The organism is Alphaproteobacteria bacterium, from assembly GCA_033344895.1.
GTDB lineage: Bacteria > Pseudomonadota > Alphaproteobacteria > UBA8366 > Aestuariispiraceae > Pacificispira.
In genome coordinates, this window is sequence record JAWPMN010000001.1 from 970,383 (window position 1) to 995,718 (window position 25,336).

At 62.3% G+C, this 25,336-nt stretch carries 22 protein-coding genes; 7 read left to right on the forward strand and 15 right to left on the reverse strand.

Annotation, left to right across the window (positions count from 1 at the left end; all coding sequences use genetic code 11):
* Positions 1–71 precede the first annotated feature (71 nt).
* On the reverse strand, positions 72–569 hold the full coding sequence (phaP, locus tag R8L07_04735; GenBank protein ID MDW3204829.1) for a TIGR01841 family phasin: 498 nt from the start codon (positions 567–569) through the stop codon (positions 72–74).
* A gap of 241 nt (positions 570–810) precedes the next feature.
* Here phaP and R8L07_04740 point away from each other — a divergent pair, with 241 nt between their 5' ends.
* Entirely contained in the window at positions 811–2,088 is a 1,278-nt protein-coding gene (locus tag R8L07_04740) for a nucleoside transporter C-terminal domain-containing protein (protein MDW3204830.1), read from the forward strand.
* Here the strand turns inward: R8L07_04740 and R8L07_04745 are convergent, their stop codons facing one another.
* Both R8L07_04745 and R8L07_04750 read right to left on the reverse strand, forming a co-directional pair.
* Positions 2,089–2,367 (reverse strand): ribbon-helix-helix domain-containing protein, encoded by a 279-nt coding sequence (locus R8L07_04745; GenBank protein MDW3204831.1) that lies wholly within the window; start codon positions 2,365–2,367, stop codon positions 2,089–2,091.
* 99 nt (positions 2,368–2,466) lie between these two features.
* Positions 2,467–3,093: an alpha/beta family hydrolase gene (locus tag R8L07_04750; protein ID MDW3204832.1), complete on the reverse strand. Its 627-nt coding sequence runs from the start codon at positions 3,091–3,093 to the stop codon at positions 2,467–2,469.
* Between the two features lie 191 nt (positions 3,094–3,284).
* On the opposite strand from R8L07_04750, the gene R8L07_04755 reads away from it, so the two are divergent.
* Positions 3,285–4,304, forward strand: coding sequence for a chemotaxis protein CheW (locus R8L07_04755; GenBank protein MDW3204833.1), 1,020 nt, complete (start codon positions 3,285–3,287; stop codon positions 4,302–4,304).
* Positions 4,305–4,386: 82 nt separating this feature from the next.
* Here the strand turns inward: R8L07_04755 and R8L07_04760 are convergent, their stop codons facing one another.
* The 3 genes from R8L07_04760 to R8L07_04770 all read right to left on the reverse strand — a co-directional run bounded on the left by R8L07_04760 (position 4,387) and on the right by R8L07_04770 (position 7,410).
* Entirely contained in the window at positions 4,387–6,009 is a 1,623-nt protein-coding gene (locus tag R8L07_04760; GenBank protein ID MDW3204834.1) for a fumarate hydratase, read from the reverse strand.
* Positions 6,010–6,071: 62 nt separating this feature from the next.
* Complete coding sequence (locus tag R8L07_04765; GenBank protein ID MDW3204835.1) at positions 6,072–6,602, reverse strand: ClpXP protease specificity-enhancing factor SspB; 531 nt, start codon at positions 6,600–6,602, stop codon at positions 6,072–6,074.
* Between the two features lie 103 nt (positions 6,603–6,705).
* Positions 6,706–7,410: a glutathione S-transferase gene (locus tag R8L07_04770; GenBank protein MDW3204836.1), complete on the reverse strand. Its 705-nt coding sequence runs from the start codon at positions 7,408–7,410 to the stop codon at positions 6,706–6,708.
* A 119-nt stretch (positions 7,411–7,529) separates the two neighbouring features.
* On the opposite strand from R8L07_04770, the gene R8L07_04775 reads away from it, so the two are divergent.
* Entirely contained in the window at positions 7,530–9,350 is a 1,821-nt protein-coding gene (locus R8L07_04775) for an ATP-binding cassette domain-containing protein (protein ID MDW3204837.1), read from the forward strand.
* Here R8L07_04775 and R8L07_04780 read toward each other — a convergent pair whose 3' ends face one another.
* The 6 genes from R8L07_04780 to R8L07_04805 form a co-directional block, all read right to left on the reverse strand.
* Positions 9,351–12,797 carry a pyruvate carboxylase gene (locus tag R8L07_04780; protein ID MDW3204838.1) on the reverse strand — a complete coding sequence of 1,149 codons (3,447 nt, stop codon included), beginning with the start codon at positions 12,795–12,797 and terminating at the stop codon, positions 9,351–9,353.
* Positions 12,798–12,960: 163 nt separating this feature from the next.
* Positions 12,961–13,500, reverse strand: a complete 540-nt coding sequence (locus tag R8L07_04785; GenBank protein ID MDW3204839.1) for a PAS domain-containing protein — start codon at positions 13,498–13,500, stop codon at positions 12,961–12,963.
* A gap of 54 nt (positions 13,501–13,554) precedes the next feature.
* A complete protein-coding gene (locus tag R8L07_04790) occupies positions 13,555–14,118 on the reverse strand; it encodes a PAS domain-containing protein (protein MDW3204840.1) in 564 nt (187 codons plus the stop codon).
* A 94-nt stretch (positions 14,119–14,212) separates the two neighbouring features.
* Positions 14,213–14,743, reverse strand: coding sequence for a PAS domain-containing protein (locus R8L07_04795; GenBank protein MDW3204841.1), 531 nt, complete (start codon positions 14,741–14,743; stop codon positions 14,213–14,215).
* Between the two features lie 87 nt (positions 14,744–14,830).
* Entirely contained in the window at positions 14,831–15,178 is a 348-nt protein-coding gene (locus R8L07_04800) for an antibiotic biosynthesis monooxygenase (protein ID MDW3204842.1), read from the reverse strand.
* 44 nt (positions 15,179–15,222) lie between these two features.
* Positions 15,223–16,152 (reverse strand): 3-keto-5-aminohexanoate cleavage protein, encoded by a 930-nt coding sequence (locus R8L07_04805; GenBank protein MDW3204843.1) that lies wholly within the window; start codon positions 16,150–16,152, stop codon positions 15,223–15,225.
* 334 nt (positions 16,153–16,486) lie between these two features.
* On the opposite strand from R8L07_04805, the gene R8L07_04810 reads away from it, so the two are divergent.
* From R8L07_04810 to R8L07_04825, 4 genes are all read left to right on the forward strand, one after another.
* Positions 16,487–17,458, forward strand: coding sequence for an ABC transporter substrate-binding protein (locus tag R8L07_04810; protein MDW3204844.1), 972 nt, complete (start codon positions 16,487–16,489; stop codon positions 17,456–17,458).
* A 97-nt stretch (positions 17,459–17,555) separates the two neighbouring features.
* Positions 17,556–18,653, forward strand: a complete 1,098-nt coding sequence (locus R8L07_04815) for a betaine/proline/choline family ABC transporter ATP-binding protein (protein MDW3204845.1) — start codon at positions 17,556–17,558, stop codon at positions 18,651–18,653.
* 10 nt (positions 18,654–18,663) lie between these two features.
* Positions 18,664–20,745, forward strand: a complete 2,082-nt coding sequence (locus tag R8L07_04820; GenBank protein ID MDW3204846.1) for an ABC transporter permease subunit — start codon at positions 18,664–18,666, stop codon at positions 20,743–20,745.
* Between the two features lie 5 nt (positions 20,746–20,750).
* Complete coding sequence (locus R8L07_04825) at positions 20,751–21,491, forward strand: MBL fold metallo-hydrolase (GenBank protein MDW3204847.1); 741 nt, start codon at positions 20,751–20,753, stop codon at positions 21,489–21,491.
* Positions 21,492–21,507: 16 nt separating this feature from the next.
* Here R8L07_04825 and R8L07_04830 read toward each other — a convergent pair whose 3' ends face one another.
* From R8L07_04830 to murJ, 3 genes are all read right to left on the reverse strand, one after another.
* Positions 21,508–22,533 carry an agmatine deiminase family protein gene (locus R8L07_04830; protein ID MDW3204848.1) on the reverse strand — a complete coding sequence of 342 codons (1,026 nt, stop codon included), beginning with the start codon at positions 22,531–22,533 and terminating at the stop codon, positions 21,508–21,510.
* A 70-nt stretch (positions 22,534–22,603) separates the two neighbouring features.
* Entirely contained in the window at positions 22,604–23,635 is a 1,032-nt protein-coding gene (trpS, locus tag R8L07_04835) for a tryptophan--tRNA ligase (protein ID MDW3204849.1), read from the reverse strand.
* A 109-nt stretch (positions 23,636–23,744) separates the two neighbouring features.
* Positions 23,745–25,301, reverse strand: a complete 1,557-nt coding sequence (gene murJ, locus R8L07_04840) for a murein biosynthesis integral membrane protein MurJ (GenBank protein ID MDW3204850.1) — start codon at positions 25,299–25,301, stop codon at positions 23,745–23,747.
* Between the last annotated feature and the right edge of the window lie 35 nt (positions 25,302–25,336).

Here is a 25,336-nt window from a genome sequence, read left to right on the forward strand (position 1 = left end):
AAGGAAAGGCGCACCAAAGAAGAACGCCCCGGCACCGGGCCGGGGCGTTCCGAAACGCGATGTCCTGCGCCTTACTTCGGCAGCTTGGACAGCGAATCCTTCAATTCATCGAGGCTTTCGACAAAGCGCTTGTTGACGATGTCAAAGGCTTCGGCCTGCGACTTCGCCATCATTTCCGACAGTTCGCGCATGTTCGAGACCGCGGATTCGATCGTCGTCTTGACCTGATCGATCTGGGCCGACGCGTCCGGCGCGGCCATCGACTTGCCCTGCAGTTCCTGCAGCGCCGCGTTGGCCTCATCCATCGTGTTCTTCAGGATTTCGCTCTGGCGTTTGAAGATCGCCTGCACGCCTTCAGCGGCCGTTTTGTTCGCGGCGCTGAGCGCTTCCATGTTCTTGCGCTGGGCGTCGGTGATCCCTTTCAGGTCCGGCGCTTCGACACCCTGGAAGTACTGGGTGAAGTCGGTTTTCAGGAACGGGTTCTTTTCCGGGTCGAGGAACGGATTGTTCTTCGGATCCAGGAACGGGTTGTTCATCGGGTCGAACGCCGAGGACGGTTTCTTGGCCATGGGGGTACTCCTCCAATCGAACGTTTAGATGGGGTACAAGCCGCCCCGCCCCATCATGCGGATTCAGATGCTGCACCGCAGCATTCGCCTATCACATGATACTTTTCCGCGCGTTGGTCAAGATATTTTGTGCAGTGCAACAAAAATGTCGTGCCACGACTCTTCTGCCCTACCGACGGCTGGCTTCTGCCGCAGCAGCATGTCACATTACAGATAGGGAATATAGGGGGAGTGCAATTTCATGGAGAATTTTCAGGCGACCGCGGGATTCGCGGCGTTGATCGGCTGTGCGTGGTTCTTCAGCGAAGGCAAGCAGCAATTTCCGGTACGTCTCGCTCTGATCTGCATCCTGCTTCAGGTCGGCCTGGCCGCGCTGTTCCTGTATCTCCCGGGAATGGCCATCCTTCTGGCCGGGCTGAACGACGGCGTGACGGCCTTGGGAGAGGCGACCCGCGCCGGGACATCCTTCGTTTTCGGCTATACCGGCGGCGGACCGATCCCGTTCGAAAGCAGCGATGGCGCAACAAGTTTCATTCTCGCCTTTCAGGCTCTGCCCATCGTGCTGGTAATCAGTGCCCTGACAGCGTTGCTGTTTCACTGGGGTGTGCTGCAGGCCATCGTGCGGATTTGCGCCTGGGCGCTACGCCGGACACTGGGCATCGGCGGTGCCGAGGCGGTCAGCGCCGCGGCCAATGTTTTCATCGGCATGGTGGAGGCGCCGATCCTGGTCGCGCCCTATCTGAAGCGCCTGCACCGGTCCGGCCTGTTCCTGATCATGACCGTCGGCATGGCGACCATCGCCGGCACGGTCTTCGGCATCTATGCCGGCTTTCTGAACGGCGTTATCCCCGGTGCCGCCGGCCATCTGTTCGCCGCCTCGCTGATCAGCCTACCCGCCGCAATTCTGATAGCAAGGATCATGGTTCCCGCGCCACCAGCCGGCGTTCAGCACGAACAGCTCGATGTCGACATGTCCTTTGCCGGTGAAGCGGAGGGGCTGCAGTCCAGCAACATGATGGACGCGATATCCCGGGGCACAGCGGTCGGGGTGAAGCTGCTGATTTCGATCATTGCGCTGTTGCTGGTCCTGGTCGCGCTCGTCGCGCTGGTCGACATGATCCTGGCCGGCACGCTGCCGGACGTGTCCGGTGCGCCGCTATCCGTCGAACGCATCTTCGGTTGGGTTTTTGCGCCGGTCGCATATGCGATGGGGATACCCTGGGCAGAGGCTGATCTGGCCGGGGCCCTCTTGGGGACAAAGACGGCGCTGAACGAACTGCTGGCCTATCTGGCGCTTTCACAACTGCCGCCGGATGCCCTCTCGCCCCGCACGCAATTGATTCTGACTTATGCGCTATGCGGGTTTGCCAATTTCGGCAGTCTGGGGATCATGCTGGGCGGGCTGACCGCCATGGTGCCAGAGCGACGACATGACCTCGTTCGTCTGGCACCTCGCAGCCTGATTTCGGGAACTCTGGCGACCTGCCTGACGGGGGCAACCGTCGGGATCCTGGTCTGATCAGTCGCTGATCGCGTCGAGCAGAACGAAGGTCCGGATCGCACTGGACAGATTGCCGGTCCGCTGCCGGTCGATATCGGTAACGAGCTGGTTGACCGAGATGCCCTTGTCGACGGCAATCGTGCGGAGCGCTTCCCAAAAGACGTTTTCGAGAGAAATACTTGTGCGGTGACCGGAGATCACGACAGAGCGTTTTTTGATCTCGGCCGGGTCTTCCGCATTCTTAATCCGCGCCCGACGGGCGGTTCCGCGTGTCATGAGCATACTGATATCGTTCATGTTGCAGACCTTCGGTCCCAAGGAGGTCAGACAGTGCCGTCCGACTTGATCTGCAGTCTACGGTTCAGTTCTTAAGGAATACTTACCGCTTCCGTAATATTAAATCCGTTCCAGAAAGTCCCGGATTTCAGCGCCCGCTTCGGCGATGGCCTGATCATGGGTACGGCCGGATGCCTTGCGCGGCTTCAGATCGTGATCGCCGTCCTCGGCCCAAAGGACCGTGGCCCGTTTCGGCAGCACATAGCCCGCGACATCTGCGCGCGTTCCAAAGGGGTCGCGTGTCCCCTGAACCATCAGCACCGGCTTGGCGAGCGCTCCGAAATGATCCGTACGCAGCTTGTCCGGCTTGCCCGGCGGGTGAAATGGGTATCCCAGGGTGATCACGGCCTCGACCGATCCCGGACAATCCGGTTCCGCCGCCAGCAGCGTCGCCATGCGTCCCCCCATCGACTTGCCGCCGATCGCCAGGCGCGCGCCGGGGAAATTCCACTCGGCGGAGTCGATTGCCCTGCGCCAACTCTCCAGCAGAACCGGCGCCCGGTCCGGCGGTTTCTTCCCACCCTCGGTCCGGCGGCGCGCCATATAGGGAAACTCGAAACGAGCGACGCCGATTCCGCGCCCCGCAAGAGCCGCGGCGATGGCGTTCATGAAGTCGCTGTCCATTGGCGCCCCCGCGCCATGCGCAAGAAGCAGGCGCCAGGTCGCGCCATCCGGGCCATCGCACATGAACTGGATATCGTCGTTCCCTGTCATGGGTGAAACGAACGAAATCCCCCCGCTACCGTCAAGAGGTTGTTAACTTTCTTATGCAAAGACTTGAGTGTCACGGGACGCGTAATAGGCTACCGTGGAGCGGCAGGCGGAGGCACAGGGGTTTCCGGGGTGAGCCGCCAAGGATCAATGAGGGACGGATCAGAATGTCGGATTTGGCGATTGCGGGGATTTCGAGCCTGACCGCGGGCGACGAGGAACAACTCGTCACCATGACGGTCGACAGTCAGTTGTTCGGTATTCCAATCCTGCGCGTTCAGGATATCGTGGAGCCGGTTCAGATCACACCTGTGCCGCTTGCCTCTTCGGCTGTCGCCGGCGTCCTCAATCTGCGCGGCCGGATTGTCACGGTCATCGACCTGCGGGTTTGCCTGGGCGCGGAACCGAAGGATCTGAGCGAACGGCCGATGTCCGTTACCGTCGAACACAAGGGTGACCTTTACACCATCCTTGTGGATTCGATCGGCGACGTCCGCTCCTTGCCGCGTCGAGACCTCGACAAACCGCCACAGACCCTGGACGCGCGCATGCGCAAGCTATGCTCGGGCGTGTTCCGCCTGCAGGATGACCTGCTGGCGGTTCTGGACGTGGAACGCGTGCTGGATCCGGCCACCATCGCCGAAGCACCGAAGCGGCGACCGCTTAAGCGCCACAAGACGGCGAAAACCACGGGCGGCGCGCCGCAGAAGAAGGCGTCCAAGAAGCCGGCCTCCAACGACGATTCGGAGCCCGCCAAAGGAAAAAAGCCTGACGCCGCCAAGCCGAGCAAGGCCAAGGCGGCGGAAAAAGCATCGGCTGAGCCGGGATTGTATGAACGGCTGGGCGGCGAACTCGGCGTAGATGCGATGGTCGATCTGTTCCTGGAGAAGGCCCGGGCGGACGCCCGCCTGAGCCCCTTGCTGGAAGGCGGCGACCCGTCGCAGCAGGCAAAGCATGTCAAATCCTACCTGACGCAGACCTTCGGCGGGCCGGCGGCCTACAAGGGCCCCAACATCGCTGGCATCAGCCGTCATCTGGTCCAGGATAAGGAGATGGACGACGGGCATTTCATTGCGGCTGCGGGCTACATGGCGGACTGCCTGAACCAGATGGGCATGCCGGCCGAACTGATCGACGAGGTCATGGCCGCCGTGGAAGACGTTCGTGACGAGCTCATGGGACGCTGACCACGGACGCGCTTCCGGAGCCCATCCCCTATACCACCATCGCATCCGGCTGAATTGCCGTCCGCAACGGACGGGCTGAACCTCAGTCGGGCATCATGCCCTGAAAGAAGTCGTTGCCCTTGTCGTCGATCACGATGAAGGCCGGGAAGTTTTCGACTTCGATCCTCCAGATCGCCTCCATCCCAAGCTCGGGATACTCGATGCACTCGACCTTCTTGATGCAGTCCTGGGCCAGACGCGCCGCCGGCCCGCCGATGGAGCCCAGATAGAAACCGCCATGCTTCTCGCAGGCCTTGCGCACGACCGGGGACCGGTTGCCCTTCGCCAGCATGATCATGGAGCCCCCAGCCGCCTGAAACTGGTCGACGAAACTGTCCATGCGCCCGGCCGTGGTGGGCCCGAAGGAACCGGATGCATAGCCTTCCGGCGTCTTTGCAGGACCTGCGTAATAGATCGGATGATTCTTGAAATAGTCCGGCAGCGGTTCGCCGGCGTCCAGCTTCGCGCGCAATTTGCTGTGCGCCGCGTCGCGCGCCACGATGATCGTTCCCGTCAGGGACAGACGGGTCTTGATCGGATGCTTGGTCAGGGTTGCCAGCATGTCCTTCATCGGCATGGAGAGATCGATCTCGACCACCTCTCCCCCGAAGGCCTTGTCGGTAATGTCCGGCAGGTATTTCGCCGGATCGCGTTCCAGTTCCTCCAGGAAGATGCCGTCCTTGGTGATCTTCCCCAGCGCCTGACGGTCGGCGGAGCAGGAGACCCCGATACCGATCGGCAAGCTGGCGCCATGACGCGGCAGGCGGATGACCCGGACGTCGTGACAGAAATACTTGCCGCCGAACTGCGCGCCGATGCCCATGTTGCGGCTGAGTTCGTGGACAACCTTCTCCATTTCCAGGTCGCGATAACCGTTGCCGTTCTCGCTGCCCTCGGTCGGCAGGCTATCGAGGTAACGTGTGCTGGCCAGCTTCACGGTCTTCAGGTTGAACTCCGCCGACGTACCGCCGATCACGACCGCCAGGTGATAAGGCGGGCAGGCCGCGGTACCCAGGGTACGGATCTTCTCGTCCAGGAACTTGATCAGGCGTTCGCGTTCCAGAAGCGACGGCGTGCCCTGAAACAGGAAGGACTTGTTGGCCGATCCGCCACCCTTCGCGATAAACAGGAATTTATAGGCATCCTCCTGCCCTTCGGCGTAGATCTCGATCTGGCCCGGCAGGTTGTTGCGGGTGTTCTTTTCCTCGAACATCGACAGGGGTGAGACCTGGCTGTAGCGCAGATTATTGCGCTCATAGGCGTCCAGAACGCCGGTGGACAATGCCGCCTTGTCCTCGCCATTGGTCCACACCCGGCGTCCCTTCTTGCCCATGACAATGGCCGTGCCGGTATCCTGGCACATCGGCAGGACACCGCCGGCGGCGATATTGGCATTCTTCAGCAGATCGTAGGCAACGAACCGGTCGTTATCCGATGCTTCCGGGTCCTTAAGGATGTTCGCCAATTGCTGCAGGTGCCCTGGGCGCAGCAGATGGTTGATGTCGCGGAATGCCTCTTCCGACAGCAACCGGATCCCCTCCGGATCGATCATCAGCATCTCCTCGCCGTTGAATTCGGCGGTGGAGACATAGCGATCGGTCAACTTGCGATATTTGGTCTGGTCCGGACCGAGGGGAAGCATGTCCAGAAAGGCGGCGTCGACCATGGGGCGGCTCCTACTTTGGCGGTTAGCTAAGCGCGGCGGCCGATACGGTGGGACATGGCGCGCTATTTCTTGCGGGTGAAGTCCAGGGTAACAACGTTGTCGTTGCGCTGATCATCGTCGCCTTCCGGCGTATCCTCGTCCGAGGCGTCCGGAACCCCGGCTTCCATTTCTTCCTGCGTCGGGCCTTTTTCGTCCGACGCCGCTTCGGGATGTTCCGTCGTAATCGCGTCCTCTTCGACCTCGACATGGAACTGCAAGCCGAAATTCACCGACGGATCGGCAAAGGTAATCAGGGCGGCATAGGGAATGCGCAGATGTTCGTGCTGACGGTTGAAGCTCAGCTCGACATCGAAACCCTCATCATCCGGCTGCAACCCCCAGAACTGATGCTGCAGCACGATGGTCATTTCTTCCGGATACTGGTCCACCAGCCGATTGGGGATCATGACGTCCGGATGGTCGGTCTTGAACGTGATGTAGAAATGATGATTGCCCGGCAAACCGCCCTTGGCAGCCCGCTCCAGCGCCTTGCGCACCACGGAGCGCATGGCCTGTTCCACCATCTCGTTATAACCGAGCAGATCCTCGTTCATACCCTATCCATCGGATTGTCGTCGCGTGCCCCCGGGCGCCGCGATCCGACCCAAGCCTAGCGGGAAATCCGGCTAGGTCAAAGGCGAATTCCGACGCTGGAAATCAGCCTTTCAGAATGGGCCAGTCCCCCGGTGCGTAGCCGCCCTCGGAAAACCGCCCGGTACGCGGACGGTCGACTTTCGGCTCTTCCGCCGCCGCTGCGATCCATTGCCGCATCAATGGATGGGTCAGGATGGCGTCGGCATAGGCCTGGGCGGCATCGGAGACCGGCAGACAGAAGGTATAGATCCGCGCCGCGACCGGGGCGAAGAAGGAATCGACCGCCCCGTATGAGCCATAGAGGAAGGGCCCGCCGGATCGTTCCAGACAGGGCTCCCACATCGATTCCAGCACCCGCAGGTCGGCCAGGACCGCATCAGACGGTTTGAAGTCCGGGAACTGATTCGACAGGTTCATCGGGCAATTGCCGCGAAGGCTTGTGAACCCGGCATGCATCCGCGCGGCCAGCGAGCGGGCCTCGGCCCGATCCAGGGGATCGGTGGGCCACAATCCGGCATCAGGCGCCGCTTCCGCCGCATATTCCGCGATCGCCATGCTTTCCGCCACGATCCGCGTGCCCACGCGAAGGGTCGGCACCGAGCCGACCCCCCCGGTCGCCGCCCGCAGCCCGTCCTTGTAATCCGGCGCGTCGAGCCAGAACATCTCCTCCTCGAAGGGCAATCCGGATTGCGCCATGAACAGCCAGCCACGCAGCGACCAGCTGGAATAGGTGCGGTCCCCCAGAACAAGTGTCAGCGTATCCGTCACAGCAGTGTCTCCCTTGGACGAAATGAGGCGCGCAACCTTTTCGCACAATTCGTCCGTCGGACAAGCGTGGACTTGCGAACCCTCTTGCCGTCCCGATGAACGGAGCGTACATCGCCCCCATGGCGCGCCAACTTCTCACCCTCGAAGACATTCACCTGACATTCGGCGGACACCCGCTGCTGAACGGCGCCGGCCTGTCCGTCGGGCCGGGAGAGAGGCTGTGCCTGGTCGGTCGAAACGGCTCCGGCAAGTCCACCCTGCTCAAGATCGCGGCGGGACAGATCGAACCGGATGGCGGTGAGCGCTGGGTCCATCCCGGAATCACGGTCCGGTATCTGCCGCAGGAACCGGACCTGACGGGGTTCGATACCGTACTGGCCTACGCCGAGGACGGGTTGGATCCGACGACCGGACACCATCGCGCCGAATATCTTCTGAACCGTCTCGGCCTGACCGGACAGGAGGATCCGAAGACCCTGTCCGGCGGAGAGGCGCGCCGCGCCGCACTGGCGCGGGTTCTGGCACCGGAGCCGGACATCCTGCTGCTGGACGAGCCGACGAACCATCTGGATCTCACCGCGATCGAATGGCTGGAAGAGGAAATCCAGAGCCTGAAATCCGCCATGGTCCTGATCAGCCACGACCGGCGCTTTCTGACACGCCTGTCCAACGCGACGGTCTGGATTGACCGCGGCACCGCGCGCCGCCTTGATGAGGGTTTCGGCGGGTTCGAGGCCTGGCGGGATCGCGTGCTGGAGGAGGAGGAGCGCGACCGGCACAAGCTGGACCGCAAGATCGCGATGGAGGAGGACTGGCTGCGCTATGGCGTGACCGCCCGCCGCAAGCGCAATCAGAAGCGTCTCGGCAACCTGATCGCCATGCGCCAGGAGCGCAAGGATCATCGTCGGGCCCAGGGCAGCGTCACCATGAGTGCCTCCGACGCCGGCGCTTCCGGCAAACGGGTCATGGAGGTTGAAAACCTGCACAAGTCCTTTGGCGACCGGCCGATCGTCCGGGACCTGTCGCTGCGGGTTCTGCGCGGCGACCGGCTGGGCATCATCGGACCGAACGGCGCAGGCAAGACAACCCTGCTGAAGCTGCTGATCGGGGAGTTGGAGCCGGATTCCGGCACAGCGGTTCAGGGCAGCAAGCTGCAGGTCGCCTCGCTGGACCAGCGTCGAGCCTCACTGGATCCCGATACCAGCCTGCAGGACGCACTGACCGGCGGCGGCAGCGACAAGGTCATTGTCAACGGCCAGCCGCGCCATGTCATTGGCTACATGAAGGACTTCCTGTTCACACCGGAACAGGCACGCCAGCCCATCGGCCGCCTGTCCGGCGGAGAACGCGGCCGCCTGATGCTGGCCCGGGCGCTCACCCTGCCCTCCAACCTCCTGATCCTCGATGAACCGACAAACGATCTCGACCTCGAGACCCTGGATCTTCTGCAGGAACTGATCGCCGACTATCCCGGCACCGTTATTCTCGTCAGTCACGACCGCGATTTCCTGGATCGCGTGGCCACGACGGTTCTGGTAGCGGAGGGCAACGGCAAATGGCAGGACTATGCGGGCGGCTATTCCGACATGGTCAGCCAGCGGGGCGGTGCGCCGGCCCGCAAGCTGGCCGCGCCGGAGCATAAGTCCAAAAAGGTCCAGGCGTCCAAACCGGCCACCTCAAAACCGCAGGCCGACGCGGCGAAGCGAAAACTGTCTCTGAAGGAACGCGAGGCGCTGAAGACCCTGCCCGGCCAGATCGAGAAGCTGCGCGTCCAGAAGGAAAAGCTGGAAACGGCCATGGCCGACCCGGACTTCTTCACTCGCGACCGGGCCGCCGCCGACCGGACGGCCAAGGCCCTGGATTCGACCCTGTCCGCCCTGTCCCTGGCAGAAGAACGCTGGCTGGAACTGGAAATCCTGCGCGAGGAGCTGGAGGGCTGATCAGCCCTCCACCACTGCCAGAAGATCCTTCGCATCAACCTGGACGCCGGCCTTCACGGCGACCCGCTTAACCTTGCCGGCGCGCGGGGACGTGATCGACGTTTCCATCTTCATCGCCTCCAGGGTCATCAACACGTCGCCGGCCTGGACCGACTGACCTTCGCTGACCACCATGGTGGAAACGACGCCCGGCATCGGTGCGGGAACGTGGCCCGGATCGGACATGTCCGCCTTCTCATTGGCCGGCGCGCTGGGGGCGACAGCCTTGTCGGCGACGCGGATCACGCGCGGCTGCCCGTTCAGTTCGAAGAAGACTTCGCGTTCGCCCTTTTCATCCGCCTCGCCCACAGTCATCAATCGGATGACCAGCGTCTTGCCGGGATCGATGTCGACCGAAATCTCATCCCCCGGCTTCATGCCGTAGAAGAAGACCGGCGTCGGCAACACATCGACCCGCCCGAACTCCCGGCGATGTTTGGCATAATCGGCAAAGACCTTCGGATACATGATGTGAGAGGCCAGCTCGAAATCGCCGACATGGCGCTGCGCTGCCTTCTGGGCCTTCGATCGTTCCTCCGCCAGGTCAATCGGCTTCAGATGCTTGCCGGGGCGATCGGTGATCGGTGCCTCCCCCTTGAGCGCCTTCGCCACGATGGCTTCCGGCCAGCCACCCGGCGGCTGCCCCAGATCGCCGCGCAACATCGCCACCACCGAATCCGGGAAGGCAATATCCGTCGACGGGTCCAGCACGTCCTCCGGCGATACACCGCTGGAGACCATGTAGAGCGCCATGTCGCCGACCACCTTGGACGACGGCGTCACCTTGACGATGTCGCCGAACAGTTTGTTGACCTCGGCATACATGCGGGCCACCTCGTGCCAGCGTTCCGCTAGGCCCAGCGCCCGGGCCTGCTCCTTCAGGTTGGTGAACTGGCCCCCCGGCATTTCATGAAGGTAGACCTCGGACGCGCCGGCCCGTAGGTCCGGTTCGAAGGCGGTGTACTGCACGCGCACCGCTTCCCAATAGTCCGAGAAGCTGCGGATCGTTGCCAGATCCAGGCCGGAATCCCGATTCGTGTCCGCCAGCGCCGTGGCGATCGACCCCAGATTGGGCTGCGACGTCAGTCCGGAGAAGCTGTCCATCGCCGCGTCCACGGCATCCGCACCGGCCTCACAGGCCGCCAGTACGGTTGCCGCGGCAATGCCTGACGTATCGTGGGTATGGTAATGGATCGGCAGCCCGGTTTCTTCCTTCAGCGCCTTTACGAGAACCCTGATTTGCGCCGGACGGCACAGCCCGGCCATGTCCTTGATGCCCAGGATATGGGCGCCGTGTGATTTCAGTTCCCGACCAAGATTGACGTAGTAGTCCAGGTCGTATTTCGGACGGCTCTTGTCGAACAGGTCGCCGGTATAACAGATCGCCGCTTCGCACAGACGGTCGGTCTTCAGCACCGCATCCATCGCGACCCTCATGTTTTCGGCCCAGTTCAGGCTGTCGAAGACGCGGAAGACATCCATACCGGCATCCGCCGCTTTCTCCACGAAATACTGGACGGCATTGTCCGGATAGTTCGTGTAGCCGACCGCATTGGAGGCGCGCAGCAGCATCTGCAGCAGGATGTTGGGGACCTTCTCACGAATGTCGATCAGACGATCCCACGGATCTTCCTTCAGGAACCGCATGGAAACGTCGAAGGTCGCCCCGCCCCAGCATTCGAGGGAGAACAGCTCCGGCAAACGCTGGGCGTAGGCTTCCGCGACCTTGACCATGTCATAGGACCGCATCCGCGTCGCCAGCAGGGACTGATGCCCGTCGCGCATGGTCGTGTCGGTAATCAGAACCCGCTGCTGCTGCAGCATCCAATCGCGGAATCCCTCCGGCCCGCGCTCGTCCAGCACCTGTTTCGTTCCCTGAGGGGGCTCACGATACAGCGTGATCGGCACGACGGGGCTATGCGCATGCGCCGGCGGCTTCGGTCGGCCGGACGCTTCGGGATTTTCGTTCACCGTAACATCGGCGATGTAACGCAGCAGTTTGGTCGCCCGGTCGCGGCGCTTGGGGAAGTGGAACAGGGCCGGGGTCGTGTCGATGAAGCGGGTCGTGATGTTGCCCGACGCAAAGTCCGGGTGATTGATCACGTTTTCCAGAAAGGCGAGGTTGGTCGCCACGCCGCGGATTCGGAATTCCTTCAGTGCGCGATCCATCCGGCGCACCGCGGCATCCCGGGTCGACGCCCGCGCCGTCACCTTTTCCAGGAGACTGTCGTAGTATCGGGTGATGACCGCGCCGGAATAGGCCGTGCCGCCATCCAGTCGGATGCCGAAGCCGGTCGCCCCGCGATAGGCCGTGATGCGCCCATAGTCGGGCGTGAAATTGTTCTCAGGGTCTTCGGTCGTCACCCGGCATTGCAGGGCGTGACCATTCAGGCGGATGTCCTTCTGCGCCGGCACACCGGTTTCGTCCTCAACACCGATCCGCCCTCCCAGGGCGATCAACATCTGGGCCTTCACGATGTCGATCCCGGTCACTTCTTCGGTAACGGTGTGTTCGACCTGGACCCGTGGGTTGACCTCGATGAAATAGAACTCGCCGGTATCGGCATCCATCAGGAACTCGACGGTGCCGGCACCATAGTACCCGGCCTCCCGGCACAGGTTCAGCGCCGATTGGCAGATCCGCTCCCGCTTCTCGTCGTCCAGATAGGGCGCCGGGGCGCGTTCCACGACTTTCTGATTCCGGCGCTGAACGGAGCAGTCACGTTCGAAAAGATGGACCAGATTGCCGTGGGTATCCCCCAGGATCTGGACTTCCACGTGACGGGCCCGCTGGACCAGCTTCTCCAGATAGACCTCACCATTGCCGAAAGCGGCCTCGGCCTCACGGCGACCGGCGCTCACCTGCTCCTTCAGCTTGGACGCGTCCTCAATCACACGCATCCCACGGCCGCCGCCGCCCCAGCTTGCCTTCAGCATCACCGGATAGCCGATCTCCTCGGCCAGGCGGGCACATTCGCCAAGGTCGTCGGGCAAGGGACCGGTCGCCGGCATGACAGGCACATTGGCCTTCACCGCCATCTCCCGGGCGGACACCTTGTTGCCCAGCGATCTCATGACCGACGGGTGTGGTCCGACAAAGGTAATGCCGTTCGCCGCGCAGGCTTCAGCCAGGTCCGGGTTCTCGGACATGAAGCCATAGCCCGGATGCAGCAGGGTCGCCCCGGCCTTCTTGGCGGTTCGGATCACTTCGTCAATCGACAGATAGGCTTTGACGGGTCCAAGGCCCTCGCCGATGCGATAACTTTCATCGGCCTTGAACCGATGCAGGGACAGCTTGTCCTCCTCCGCGTAGATCGCGACCGTCCCGAGACCCAGTTCGGTTGCGGCGCGCATCACACGGATGGCGATTTCGCTGCGATTGGCGACAAGTACCTTGTGCTCGGACATAGACATCCCCCGAAGAAAAGACATGGCAAAGGGACGCAGCGCCCGGAGCAAGCCTGCGACTGCGTCGGTCCTATCCCGATTGCTCCCCACGCACTGTATCGCCCACGTCCCGGTTTAGATCAACCGCGACACCGCGCCGAATTCAGCGCTCGGCATTCGGGGGTCAGACGTCGGCCAGTTTCTTGAAGAGGAAGAAAGACATGACGAAACCGATCTCCGGACGGTCTTCGGTGGCGTCGTTCGCCAGGAGTGGAAGGCGCAGAATACGGGTCTGACGGCGGTTCCCGCGGTTATTGGTGAAAAGCAGTTCAACCCATTGCGGCTGCCCCGTGTCGACAATACGGGTCAAATCCCGCCGCATGGATTCCGCCAGCATCCCGGGCTGCAGCTCATCTGTGTATAGCCCGGTAATGTTCCGTTCATGAATTTGATCTGCCTGCGTTCCGGTCAGACGTATGCGAAACCGTAACGGTTTCCGGACGACTTCGATCAACATCAGACGGGGCAGCACATCCGCGGTGAAATCGAACGCGTCGACGTCTCGCCGGAACGGTGCCGGCGCGGGGCCACGCTTGGCATCCCATACAGCGAGCGCCTTCCTGAAGAACGGATCCCGGCGTGCGGCATCGACCTCCAGCTCTGTCCGCGAACAGTCGGAAATGCTGGAAAGTGTGAAGTCGTCGTTTGCGGCAATCGCGGACATGGATCAGTCTCTGCTCATTTCACTCAATGGATGAGATACTCTAACCCACACTTACTAATCGTTGGTAAACACTGCCCTTTCGATCGGTTCGGCCTGCTCGAAAGCAACCAGAATGCGATCCACCCGCAGCGGATCGGCATCCGGACCATCACCGGAAAGGGGCAGACGCAGCACGTAGTGCCGACGATGGTATTGGTGAATGTTGGTACATTGAAGCAGCACGAGCTGCGGGACCTTCCGATCGACAAGCGCCTCCAGATCGGGCTGGAGGTCATCACGCATGAAGACCCGTGCGACATCCTCGACATACATGCCGGTCATGTTGGCGCCATGGGCTTCATCCACTGCCGTTCCGGTCAGACGATACCGGAAACGCAGAGGCGCGTGCTCTACCTCAATGAGGCCGAGCTTCGGCAGCACCGCACGACTGAAGTCCGGGGCGTCGCAATCCGCCCTGGACGGCATAGTCCGCCCTCGGCGCCGGTCTTCCCACAAGGTCAGAACTTCGTTCAGAACAGCGCTCTGTCCGACCTGAGTGAAGGGCAGAGCGGTACGTCGACAAAGGGTGGCCGCGTGTAGAGGAAACGCCGCCGCCCAAGGGTGCGATTGGGAGTCCATGTCTTTTCTGCGTGATGGTTGATTACCTTTGCAGCGAGGATGTACCACTCAAAGGTAAACGAGTCGGAAAGAGCCCCGGTAATTTCCCTATAATTTAACGAAAATCGAATGCGAGAAAGATATGCGCCACCTCGCTCCTGGTGTCCGCTGACCCGGACAGAGGCAGGCGGAGTATCCGCAGCTTTCGGCTATACCCCTCGGCATTCAGGAAGGCCATTTCCACCAGATGCGGCGCGCCGGATTCCACCAGTTCATCCAGATCGTGCAGCAGAATACGGCGGAGTTCTTCCGGGCGGTTTTCATCGACGAAGGTTCCGGTCAGGTTCCGGTTCTGAATTCGGTCGATCGCCGTCCCGGTAAGCCTGTAGCGGTAGCGCCGCGGATTGTTCTCCACGTCCATCAGGATGATGTTCGGCAACGCTGCTACCCCGATTTCAGTGGGATCGAGGTCGCTCTTGCCCGGAAATCCCCCATCGGGACATTTGGCCCGCCAAAGCGCCAGCACACCGGAAAGAACCGGGATGGTTTCCGCGTCCTCGATCGGCAGACGTGTCCGCCGACAGCTCGCCAGATTCCATGGACTGTCGTCGCCTGTCAGCGCCCCGGTTTGATTCGTCGGCGGCACGAAATGCTCCTCAACCAGAACCGCCCCTTGGTTTCAGTACCTTATCTCGATTTGGCGGCAATGTCACAGGACCGCTTAACCGGTTCCTCATGCGCCATGGGACTCTCGGGAATCCTCCGGTGCTTCATCCCGATCGGTCATGCCGTAATCCCGCACGACTTGCGCGACACGCAGGCGGTAGCCGGCGAAGACCTCCCCGCGTCCCTTTGCCTGGGCGATGCGATGCGGGTCGGTATTCCGCCAGCGCTCGATGGCGGCTTCATCCCGCCAGAAGGACAGCGATAGATATTTGCCCGGCGTGGTGAGGCTCTGAAACCGCTCCACGGAGATGAATCCATCCATCGTTTCCAGAAGCGGCTTCAGTTCCGCCGCGATATCCAGATATTCCTGGGTCTTGCCGTCGGCCGGCTCCACTTCGAAGATGATCACATGCATTCTCGGACTTTTCCTTTCGCCGTGGTTGGCAGAGAACCTTCAGGTCAGAAATTGACCCGGTCGCCGCCTTTCAGTTTCAACCGCGTGCGCGCTTCTTCCGGGGTCGCCACCGAAAGCGACAAGTCCTCGATGATACGCCGGATCTTGGCGACCTGATCGGCATTGCTCTTCGCCAGTTCACCCTTGGAGATGTAGAGGCTGTCCTCAAGGCCGACCCGAACATTCCCGCCAAGGATGGCGGCCTGGGTCACGAAGGGCATCTGATGGCGCCCGGCTGCCAGAACCGACCATTCGTAATCGTCTCCGAACAGCTTGTTGGCGATGCGGCGCATATGCATCAGGTTTTCTTCATCCGCGCCGATCCCGCCCATGATCCCGAAAATCGTCTGTATCAGGAAAGGCGGCTCGACCAGTTTGCGATCGACGAAATGTGCCAGATTGTAGAGATGGCCGACATCGTAGCATTCGAACTCGAACTTGACCCCGTGCCCCTGGCCCAGATCCATCATGGTGCGCTCAATGTCGCCGAAAGTGTTCTTGAAGATGAACTCCTTCGTGCCCTCGATATACGGCTGCTCCCAATCGTACTTCCAGTCCTTGATCTTGTCGGCAATCGGGAACAGGCCGAAATTGAACGACCCCATGTTCAGCGAGGTCATCTCCGGGCTGGCGGCAACGGCGGCGGCGAGGCGTTCCTCCAGCGACATGCCCAGTCCGCCGCCGGTGGTGATGTTCACAACGGCATCCGTCTGCTGCTTGATGCGCGGCAGGAACTCCATGAAGACCTTCGGATCCGGCGTCGGCCGGCCGTTCTCGGGATCACGGGCATGGAGATGCAGGATCGAAGCACCGGCTTCCGCCGCGGCAACGGCGTCATCGGCAATCTCCTGCGGGGTGATCGGCAGATATTCCGACATGGTCGGGGTATGAATACCGCCGGTCACGGCACAGGTGATGATGACGCTCTTCGCCATGAAGCTCTCCCTTCGCTGGATGTTTTCTCGCGCCTGCGCGCTCTTGGCCGGAAGCATAACCTGCGTCGGCGAAAGCAAGCCAGTGCCGAACATGCGCCCCTGCCGTCGGAGGCGCCTTATGGCGCAAAAGTTGGAAATCATGGCGCACTTGGTGCGCTCTTGTGTTAGCCGGCCTGCAACAGTAAGGCTGGCCACGGCTGAGGGTGGGAGGTCCGAAATTCAATTTCGGGCATGACTTCCACGATCAATGACCTCACACTACGGGCCGAACGGGCGCGTTCAAGCGTTCCGGCTGAAATGAAATGTACAGGGATCGAGAGGGAGACAATCGAACATGTCTTACATCAAGAATTTGACCCGGGCGGCCGTCGTCGGCGGTGCCGCCATGCTGGCCGTGACGTCGGCACAAGCGGCCGAGCTGGGGGCCACCGATGAGCCGATCAAGCTGGCGATCAACGAATGGACCGGCCAGCATGTGACCACGCATATCGCCGGCCAGGTTCTGCAGAAGATGGGCTATTCCGTCGAATACGTGACCGCCGGCAACTACCCGCAGCATTCAGCGCTGGCAGACGGCACGATTCACGCCACCCTGGAAGTCTGGCTGAACAATGCCGGCGACATCTATCCCAAGATGAAGGAAACCGGGAAGCTGGTCGATATCGGCCCGCTGAAGCTGGAAACCCGTGAAGGCTGGGTCTACCCGGTCCATATGAAGGAAACCTGCCCGGGCCTGCCGGACTGGAATGCCCTGAAGGATTGTGCCGAAGCCATGGCGACGCCGGAAACCTTCCCGGACGGGCGCATCCTAAGTTATCCGGCCGATTGGGGGAATCGCTCCGCCCAGATGATCCAGGGGTTGGATCTGCCCTATGCCGCCGTCCCTGCCGGTTCGGAAGGCGCGCTGGTTGCCGAGCTGAAGGCCGCCGCCACCGCCAAAAAGCCGCTGGTCATGATGTTCTGGGCGCCGCATTGGGTGCTGGCCGAAGTCGATGTCGAATGGGTCGAACTGCCGACCTACGACCCCGCCTGCGAGACCGATGCATCCTGGGGTCCGAACCCGAATGAAGTGATGGATTGCGGCGTTTCTCCGCCGGACACGATGAAAGTCGCGTGGTCGGGCTTCGAGGAAAAATGGCCGGCCGCCTATGCTTTCCTTGAGCAGATGACCATGTCGGCTGCGGAACAGCAGAAGATGATGCTGGCAATCGACCAGAAGGGCGAGAAGCTGGAAGACGTCGTTTCCGCCTGGGTCGAAGCCAATGAAGCGACCTGGAAGCCGTGGATGGACGCGGCGATGAACTGATCGGCAAGCGCCGAATCAGGACCCATTGAGCGACGGCCGGCGGTCGGCAATCCCGTACCGCCGGCCGGTTCCTTGCGCAAATTGAAGGGGGAAGCACGTGTCGGACACCACCGGTGGGGCGCCGGACAACCGGCCCGTAAAACTATCCTGTCGTAATATCTGGAAGGTGTACGGGACGGACCCCGCGCAATTCTTCGAAAAGGGCAACGGCAAGGTCGGGGATCCCGACGCCCATACGGCGCGCATTCGCGACGAGGGTCATATCGTTGCCGCCGGGGATGTCAGTTTCGACGTCCATGCCGGCGAAATCTTCATCATCATGGGGCTCAGCGGCTCCGGCAAATCGACCATGGTCCGCTGCCTGTCGCGTTTGGTCGAACCAACCGCGGGCGAGGTCCTGCTGGATGGTGAGAACCTGCTATCCGCATCCGAGTCGGAACTGATCGACATCCGCCGCCACAAGATGGGCATGGTGTTCCAGAATTTCGGCCTGCTGCCGCATCAAACCGTGCTGCAGAATGTGGCCTTTCCACTGAAGGTTCAGGGGGTCGGACTGGCGGAGCGCGAAGCCAAAGCCCGGGAGATGATCTCCCTCGTCGGGCTCGACGGGCGCGAAAACGCATTCCCCCGGCAGCTTTCCGGCGGTCAGCAGCAGCGCGTGGGCATCGCCCGGTCACTGTGCGTCGGCCCGGAAATGTGGTTCCTGGACGAGCCGTTCAGCGCGCTGGATCCGCTGATCCGACGCCAGATGCAGGACGAGTTCGTGCGCCTGCAGACCATGCTTCACAAGACCATCGTCTTCATCACTCACGACTTCCTGGAAGCCCTCAAACTGGGCGACCGGATCTGCATCATGAAGGACGGACGCGTCGTTCAGATCGGGACACCGTCCGAGTTGGTCCTGAACCCGGCCGACGACTACGTCGCCGAGTTCACCGAGGACGTGCCGCTGGTTCGGGTTATCCGCGTCCGGGATGTGATGGAGCCGGTTACGGGAGAAGTGCCGTCCGATGCCTCCACCGTGTCCCCGGGAATGTGCCTTGAGGAAATCCTGCCCGCCTTCGCGGGAACTGATCGGCCGCTGATCGTGCAGGACGACGAGGGCAAGGTTATCGGCCGCGTAACACCGGCCGGTGTCGTAAAGTCGCTTGCCGCCGGCGAGAGGCGCCAGGGCAACGCCCAGGGCGCAGCGTGAGGTCCGCGAGATGAACGGGCTCCCCTTCCGACTCGACCGGACGGCCGTGATGTGGATCGGCCTTGCGGTCTTCGCCGCATTCTGCTTCGCACTGCGTGGTGAAATCCGCTGGCTGACCGATTACCCCGGTTCTCTGGTCATCCCGCTGGCCGACTGGCTGAACATCGTAATGACCTGGTTCGTGAATACGTTCCAGTTCATCTTCCGGGGCATTTCGGCCGTCATGGACGTGCCGATGTCCGCGATTCAGGTCGTGCTGCACTGGTTGCCCTGGCCGGCCACCATGGCGGTCTTCACCGCGCTGGCCTATCGCGCCGGCGGCTGGAAGCTCGCGCTCTTCACGCTGCTGTCCATGGTCTACATGCTGATCACCGGTTACTGGTTCGAAAGCATGAACACGCTGGCGCTGGTCGGGGTTTCGGTACCTCTGTCCATTGCCATCGGCTTCGGGCTGGGTGTCCTGTCCTTCCGCAACGCTACCGCGCGCAAGATCGTCGACCCCATGCTGGACCTCATGCAGACGGTTCCGGCCTTCGCCTATCTGATCCCGATCCTGCTGCTGTTCGGTTTCGGGCCAGTTGTCGGCCTGATCGCCAGCGCGATCTACGCCGCCCCGCCGATGGTCCGAAACACGATCCTGGGCCTGGAATGCGTGCCGCCGGAAATCCGCGAATCCGGGCAGATGAGCGGCTGTACGAAGCGGCAGACCTTCTGGCTGGTGCAACTGCCGACGGCGATGCCGCAGATCATGGTCGGCGTGAACCAGTCGATCATGGCAGCGCTGAGCATGGTCATCATCGCCGCCATTATCGGCGGCTTCGGTGACATCGGCTGGGAAGTCCTGTCGACCATGCGCAAGGCCCAGTTCGGGCAGAGCCTTCTGGCCGGCGTCGTGATCGCCATTCTGGCCATGATCATGGACCGGGTCAGCCGCGGCCTGACCGATCTGGAGCGCAACCTCGCCTATTCTCAGCTTCCCGCCAGGCAGCGGCACGGACACTGGATCATTGCCGGTATCGTCGCGGTCGCCGCGATCCTTCTGGCCCAGGTCTTCCCTGCGCTGAAGGTCTTTCCCGACGAATGGATTTTCCATCACGCCGTTTCCCTCTGGCTGAATGCCGGGATCGACGAAATCGTGCGCAGCTATTCCGCAGTGCTGGACGGCATCAAGAACAGCGCCAACTTCTTCCTCCTGCTGCCGTTGCGCATCGGGCTGGTCAAGGCGGTCTATCCGAAGTTCTGGGGCTTCGCCATGACGCCGGAAATCGCGGCGCTCTATTGGGGCGCGGCGGTGCTGCTTTTCGGCTATTGCCTGTGGAAGGGGCGGACGACCCTGGCAATCGTGATCGGAATTGCGACGCCGATCCTGTTCTGGGGCCTGGACGGCACCCCCTGGCCGGTCTTTATCGCTCTGGTCGGGCTTACCGCCTATCTGGCGGGTGGCTGGAAGGTCTGTCTGTTCGCCGTGGCATCGCTGACCTTCATGCTGGTCAACGACCTGTGGGATGAAACCATGCGGTCAGTCTATCTGTGTGGCGCAGCCGTCTTCCTGTGCTTCCTGATCGGTGGCTCTCTCGGTGTATGGGCCGCGCATAGCGACCGGGTCTCCGCGATCCTGCGACCGATCAATGATACGCTTCAGACCATGCCGCAATTCGTGATCCTCATCCCGGTGCTGATGTTCTTTGCGGTCGGGGAATTTTCGGCCCTGCTGGCGGTCATCCTCTACGCGGTCGTACCGCCGATCCGCTATGTCGAGCACGGCCTGCGGAACGTCCCCGCCCATGTGGTGGAGGCCGCAAGACAGATCGGCTGCACGCCGCGCCAGATCCTGTTCGAGGTCAAACTGCCGCTGGCCCTGCCGGTCATCATGCTGGGCCTGAACCAGACCATCATGTACGGGCTGGCCATGTTGGTGATTGCCGCCCTGGTCGGGACCAAGGGATTGGGCCAGGCGGTCTATCTTGCGCTCGGCAAGGCGGATACAGGCATGGGGTTGGTCGCGGGCCTCTCCATCGCGCTGGTCGCCATGACGGCGGATCGGATCATCCAGGCCTGGAGCAACCGCAAGCGAAAGGCGTTGGGATTGTAATGGGTATGCCCGTCGCGGATCGCTGGTTCCGGTCAGAGCGTCTGGATGACGGCGTCCGGCTGATCTGGGAGCACCACCTGAGCCCGGACATTCATTGCAACATCTGGTTCATTGAAGGCCGGGACCGGAACCTGATGTTCGATTCCGGCATGGGCGTCCGGTCCCTGAAACAGGAACTCGCCTTCCTGTCGGAGAAGCCCGTCATCTGCGTCGCCGGTCACAGCCATTTCGACCATGTCGGCGGTCATTGGGAATTCGAGGACCGCGTCGGTCATGCGGCGGAAGCCGATATCCTCGCCGACCCGACATCCAACAATGCGATGGCGGCGGACTTCATCGAGCCGCACCATTTCTCGGCGCTGCCGCATTCGGACTTCTCCTATGCGTCCTATACGGTGAAGCCGGCTGCCCTGACCCGGCTGGTCGATGAAGGCGACGTGATCGATCTCGGCGACAGGGTTTTCCGTGTCCTGCATGTTCCCGGCCATTCACCGGGCTCGATCGCGCTGCATGAGGCGGCGACAGGCCTGCTGCTGTCCAGCGACTGCATCTATGACGGCAATCTACTGGACGATATCTGGCATTCGAACATCCCGGATTACCTGGAAAGCATGGCACGGCTGAAGGAGTTGGACGTGCGCACGGTGCGACCCGGCCATTACGACAGTTTCGGGAAGGACCGCCTGATCGAACTGGCCGACGACTATATCGCCGGGCGCCGCAAGCCGGGCTGCCCGAGGGACTGACCAGGCGCCGCGATTTCTAAAGCGTCCATGCGGGGGCCGCGCCGACCGGCTCCTGCTGCGTGATGCAGTGGATGCTGCCGCCGCCGGTGGCCAGCGCCAGGATAGGCACCTGGACGACCTCCCGCCCCGGAAAGGCCGCCTGGACGATCTCTCGGGCTTCGGCATCACCGGGCAGGTCGAAGCCCGGCATCACCACACCGCCATTGCAGACGTAGAAATTGATGTAGCAGTTGCAGAAATCGAAGTTCTCCGTCGTCGCAGTATCGCGGCGCGGCGCGGCCCGCAGCTCCGTGATCTCCAGCCGCCGTCCCCTAGCATCGGTCGCGTCGCGCAGGATGTCGATATTCCGCCGGGCGATCGCCGCCTCGTCCGCGTCCGCTTCGGGATCGATTTCCACCAGCACCTTCCCCGGCGCGGTAAAACAGGCGATGCCGTCGATATGGCCGTCGGTGCCGGTTTCATACGGGTTGCCGGGCAGCCAGATCGTCTTCTCGATCCCCAAGGTCCGGGCAAAGATCGCCTCCGCCTTTTCGCGCCGGATGCCGGGATTTCGGTTCGGATTCAGAATGACCGTATCCGTCGTCAGCAAGGTCCCCTCGCCGTCGACATGCAAGGCGCCGCCTTCTGTCGCCAGGGCCGAATGCAGGACGGGCAGGTTCAAATCGCGCAAGACCGTCGCGGCGAGGGCGGCGTCCTTGTCGAAATGGTCCGTCTTCCCGCCCCAGGCGTTGAAGCGCCAGGACACGCCGGCCCGCCCTTCCGAGGAAATCACAAAGCTGGGTCCGGTGTCGCGAAACCAACTGTCATCGACCGGATAGGCGACGACCTCGACCTCGCCGCCGCAGACCGCGCGCGCCCCTTCCGCCGCCGACGGGTCGGCGATCATGCGCACCGGTTCGAAACGCGCAATGGCGCGCGCAACCGCCGCATAGTCCTTCTGAACGGATGCCAGATCCGGCGCCCACATCTCTTGCCGGTGCGGCCACACCATCCAGGTTCGGATATGCGGTTCCCATTCCGCGGGCATGCGATATGCGGTCATCGTTTCCCCCTGTCTTTTGGGAAACGTTACCGCCGAACGGAAACCGAAGGCTATACCCCGTTTGGCCTAGTCAGCGAACAAGACCCAAGGTATCGCGCACTTCCGCCAGGATCGGGGCGGACAGAGCCCGGGCCCGTTCGCCGCCCTTGGCCAGGATACGGTCGATTTCGGCCTTGTCTTGCAGCAGTCGGTTCATCTCGGTCGTGATCGGCTCCAGATGGGCGACCGCGGCGTCGGCGAGTTGCTGTTTGAAGGCGCCGAACTGACCGCCACCGATGTCACGCAATGCGGATTCGACCGTCTGGTTGGTAAGGGCGGCATAGATTGTCACCAGGTTCTGCGCCTCAGGGCGACCTTCGAATCCGTCCTTGTCCGTCGGCAGGTTTTCCGGGTCGGTCTTGGCCTTGCGGATCTTCTTCGCGATCGCGTCGGCATCGTCCGTCAGGTTGATGCGCGACATGTCCGACGGATCCGACTTAGACATCTTCCTGGTACCGTCGCGCAGCGACATGACGCGGGTCGCCTCGCCCAGGATCAGCGGTTCGAGGACCGGGAAGAAGTCATCTACGCCCCAGTCATTGTTGAACTTGATCGCAATATCGCGCGCCAGTTCCAGATGCTGCTTCTGATCCTCGCCCACCGGCACATGGGTGCCGCGATAAGCCAGGATGTCCGCCGCCATCAGGTTTGGGTAGACGAACAGGCCGGTCGATGCGTTTTCCTTGTTCTTACCCGCCTTCTCCTTGAACTGGGTCATGCGGTTCAGCCAACCCATCCGCGCGACACAGTTGAAGTACCAGGCCAGTTCCGAATGGTCCGGGTTCTGCGACTGGTTGAACAGGATATGCTTGTCCGCATCAATGCCGCAGGCAATCAGCGCCGCCGCCACCTGGCGTGTCGCATCGCGCAGGGTCGCCGGCTCCTGCCACACGGTCAGCGCATGCAGGTCGACGACGCAATACAGGCAGTCGAATTCGTCCTGCAGCGGGACCCAGTTTCGGATCGCGCCCAGATAATTGCCCAGGGTCAGATTGCCCGTCGGCTGAATGCCGGAGAAAACACGGCGCGGATGCTTTGTGGCGGTAGGAGCGGCGTCGGTCATGGGATGTGGACTCCCCGAACGGTGTTGAAACGATTAAGGCGCGCGGTTATCGCGGGTAACCCGGGTGGGGTCAAGCGGCTGCGCTGGTCGCCGTCACATTTGCGAAGGATCAATTGCGATTGCGCCTCAACCTACCGCGGACTTCACGCAGATCGGCACCGCCGAGAGCATGGGCGAGGACGAAATATCCCACCCCGCCCAGTGCGACGACAGCCGCGAGAATGGCCACCCGCATCCACAGGGTGAGTGGCATGAAGTCCGGCAAGGCTGCGAGCATCCAGAACAGCGCAAACGCCATCAGCGTCGAGGCGAGGATCAGACGCGGCACCCGCCGGCGGAACCGGCCATCCAGCGGCAGGTGCCCGCGTCGCCCCAGAACCCAGCCCATGGCAACCGCGTTCGCCCAGGCCGCCAGGGAGGCGGCAAGTGCGATCCCCGCCGCGCCCAGCACCCGCATCAGGGCGAAGGCCAGTGCGACATTGACCACCATGGACCCAACCGCGATGTAGAGCGGCGTGCGTGTATCCCCCCGGGCGAAAAAGGCGGGCGACAGGATTTTGACCAGCACGACCGGCGGCAAGCCGATTGCCATCGCCGCCACGACCTCCGCCGTCGCTATGGCATCTCCGGTTTCGAATGCCCCGCGGCGGAAAAGGACATCGACGATGGGCAGCGGCATGGCGATCAGCGCCGCTGCCGCCGGGAGGGTAAACAGCATGCCGATCTCAAGCGACCGGTTCAGACTGTCCCGCGCCCCGGAATCATCCCCGGCACTCAACTGCCGGGACAGCAGGGGTAGCAACGCAACGGAGATCGCGACGCCGATCACGCCCAGGGGAAGCTGTGCCACCCGGTCGGCATAGTAGAGATGCGCGATGGCCCCCGCCGGCAGCAGCGAGGCCAGGATTGTGGAAACGACCATGTTGATCTGGCTGACCCCGGCGCTCAGCACGCCCGGTCCCATACGCCGCAGCAGAAGGCGGATATCGTCCCCGATCCGCGGGCGCGGCAGGTGAAACAGCACACCCGCGCGTTTGCAGTCCCAGGCCACCAGACCGAACTGCGCGATCCCGGCCACAAAGACGCCCCAGGCAAGGAATTCCGAGGGGATCAGGGGGAAACGGCCGGTCAGGGACAGCAGCATCGCGACGATCAGAACGACATTCAGCAACACCGGTGCGGCCGCCGCCGCGCCGAACCGCCCGACCGTGTTCAGCATGCCGGACAACAGCGCGGAAAGCGCCATGAATGTCAGATAGGGGAAGGTGATTGTGCTCAGCGCCACTGCCAGCGCGAATGTGCCTTCGTCCTCTGCGAAACCCGGGGCAAGGAACAGGATCACGAATGGCATGAAAGCCATGGCCAGCACCGTCAGCGCCAGCATGACCAGGATCAGCAGCACCGCCGCCTCGCCGCCGAAACGGACCGCGCTTTCCGTTCCGTCCCGCTCCATCCGTTTGGCGTAGAGCGGTACCAGGGCGGCGTTCAATGCCCCCTCCGCAAAGAGGCGCCGGAACAGATTGGGCAGTCGGAAGGCAACGACGAAGGCTTCAGCGGCCGGGCCTGCGCCCAACACGGCGGCCATCATGGCGTCGCGGACGAACCCAAGCACCCGGCTGGCCATCGTCCAGCCGCCAACGGTGGCAATCGACCTCAACAGCGCCATGACGCCCACTCCTGTATCGCGATGCGGCAGCGTTA

What these genes read in the sequence shown, in the direction of transcription:
- phaP (MDW3204829.1), bottom strand. Translation starts at nt 569, where the DNA reads ATGGCCAAGAAACCGTCCTCGGCGTTCGACCCGATGAACAACCCGTTC.
- R8L07_04740 (MDW3204830.1), top strand. Translation starts at nt 811, where the DNA reads ATGGAGAATTTTCAGGCGACCGCGGGATTCGCGGCGTTGATCGGCTGT.
- R8L07_04745 (MDW3204831.1), bottom strand. Translation starts at nt 2,367, where the DNA reads ATGAACGATATCAGTATGCTCATGACACGCGGAACCGCCCGTCGGGCG.
- R8L07_04750 (MDW3204832.1), bottom strand. Translation starts at nt 3,093, where the DNA reads ATGTGCGATGGCCCGGATGGCGCGACCTGGCGCCTGCTTCTTGCGCAT.
- R8L07_04755 (MDW3204833.1), top strand. Translation starts at nt 3,285, where the DNA reads ATGTCGGATTTGGCGATTGCGGGGATTTCGAGCCTGACCGCGGGCGAC.
- R8L07_04760 (MDW3204834.1), bottom strand. Translation starts at nt 6,009, where the DNA reads ATGGTCGACGCCGCCTTTCTGGACATGCTTCCCCTCGGTCCGGACCAG.
- R8L07_04765 (MDW3204835.1), bottom strand. Translation starts at nt 6,602, where the DNA reads ATGAACGAGGATCTGCTCGGTTATAACGAGATGGTGGAACAGGCCATG.
- R8L07_04775 (MDW3204837.1), top strand. Translation starts at nt 7,530, where the DNA reads ATGGCGCGCCAACTTCTCACCCTCGAAGACATTCACCTGACATTCGGC.
- R8L07_04780 (MDW3204838.1), bottom strand. Translation starts at nt 12,797, where the DNA reads ATGTCCGAGCACAAGGTACTTGTCGCCAATCGCAGCGAAATCGCCATC.
- R8L07_04785 (MDW3204839.1), bottom strand. Translation starts at nt 13,500, where the DNA reads ATGTCCGCGATTGCCGCAAACGACGACTTCACACTTTCCAGCATTTCC.
- R8L07_04790 (MDW3204840.1), bottom strand. Translation starts at nt 14,118, where the DNA reads ATGGACTCCCAATCGCACCCTTGGGCGGCGGCGTTTCCTCTACACGCG.
- R8L07_04800 (MDW3204842.1), bottom strand. Translation starts at nt 15,178, where the DNA reads ATGCATGTGATCATCTTCGAAGTGGAGCCGGCCGACGGCAAGACCCAG.
- R8L07_04805 (MDW3204843.1), bottom strand. Translation starts at nt 16,152, where the DNA reads ATGGCGAAGAGCGTCATCATCACCTGTGCCGTGACCGGCGGTATTCAT.
- R8L07_04810 (MDW3204844.1), top strand. Translation starts at nt 16,487, where the DNA reads ATGTCTTACATCAAGAATTTGACCCGGGCGGCCGTCGTCGGCGGTGCC.
- R8L07_04820 (MDW3204846.1), top strand. Translation starts at nt 18,664, where the DNA reads ATGAACGGGCTCCCCTTCCGACTCGACCGGACGGCCGTGATGTGGATC.
- R8L07_04825 (MDW3204847.1), top strand. Translation starts at nt 20,751, where the DNA reads ATGCCCGTCGCGGATCGCTGGTTCCGGTCAGAGCGTCTGGATGACGGC.
- R8L07_04830 (MDW3204848.1), bottom strand. Translation starts at nt 22,533, where the DNA reads ATGACCGCATATCGCATGCCCGCGGAATGGGAACCGCATATCCGAACC.
- trpS (MDW3204849.1), bottom strand. Translation starts at nt 23,635, where the DNA reads ATGACCGACGCCGCTCCTACCGCCACAAAGCATCCGCGCCGTGTTTTC.
- murJ (MDW3204850.1), bottom strand. Translation starts at nt 25,301, where the DNA reads ATGGCGCTGTTGAGGTCGATTGCCACCGTTGGCGGCTGGACGATGGCC.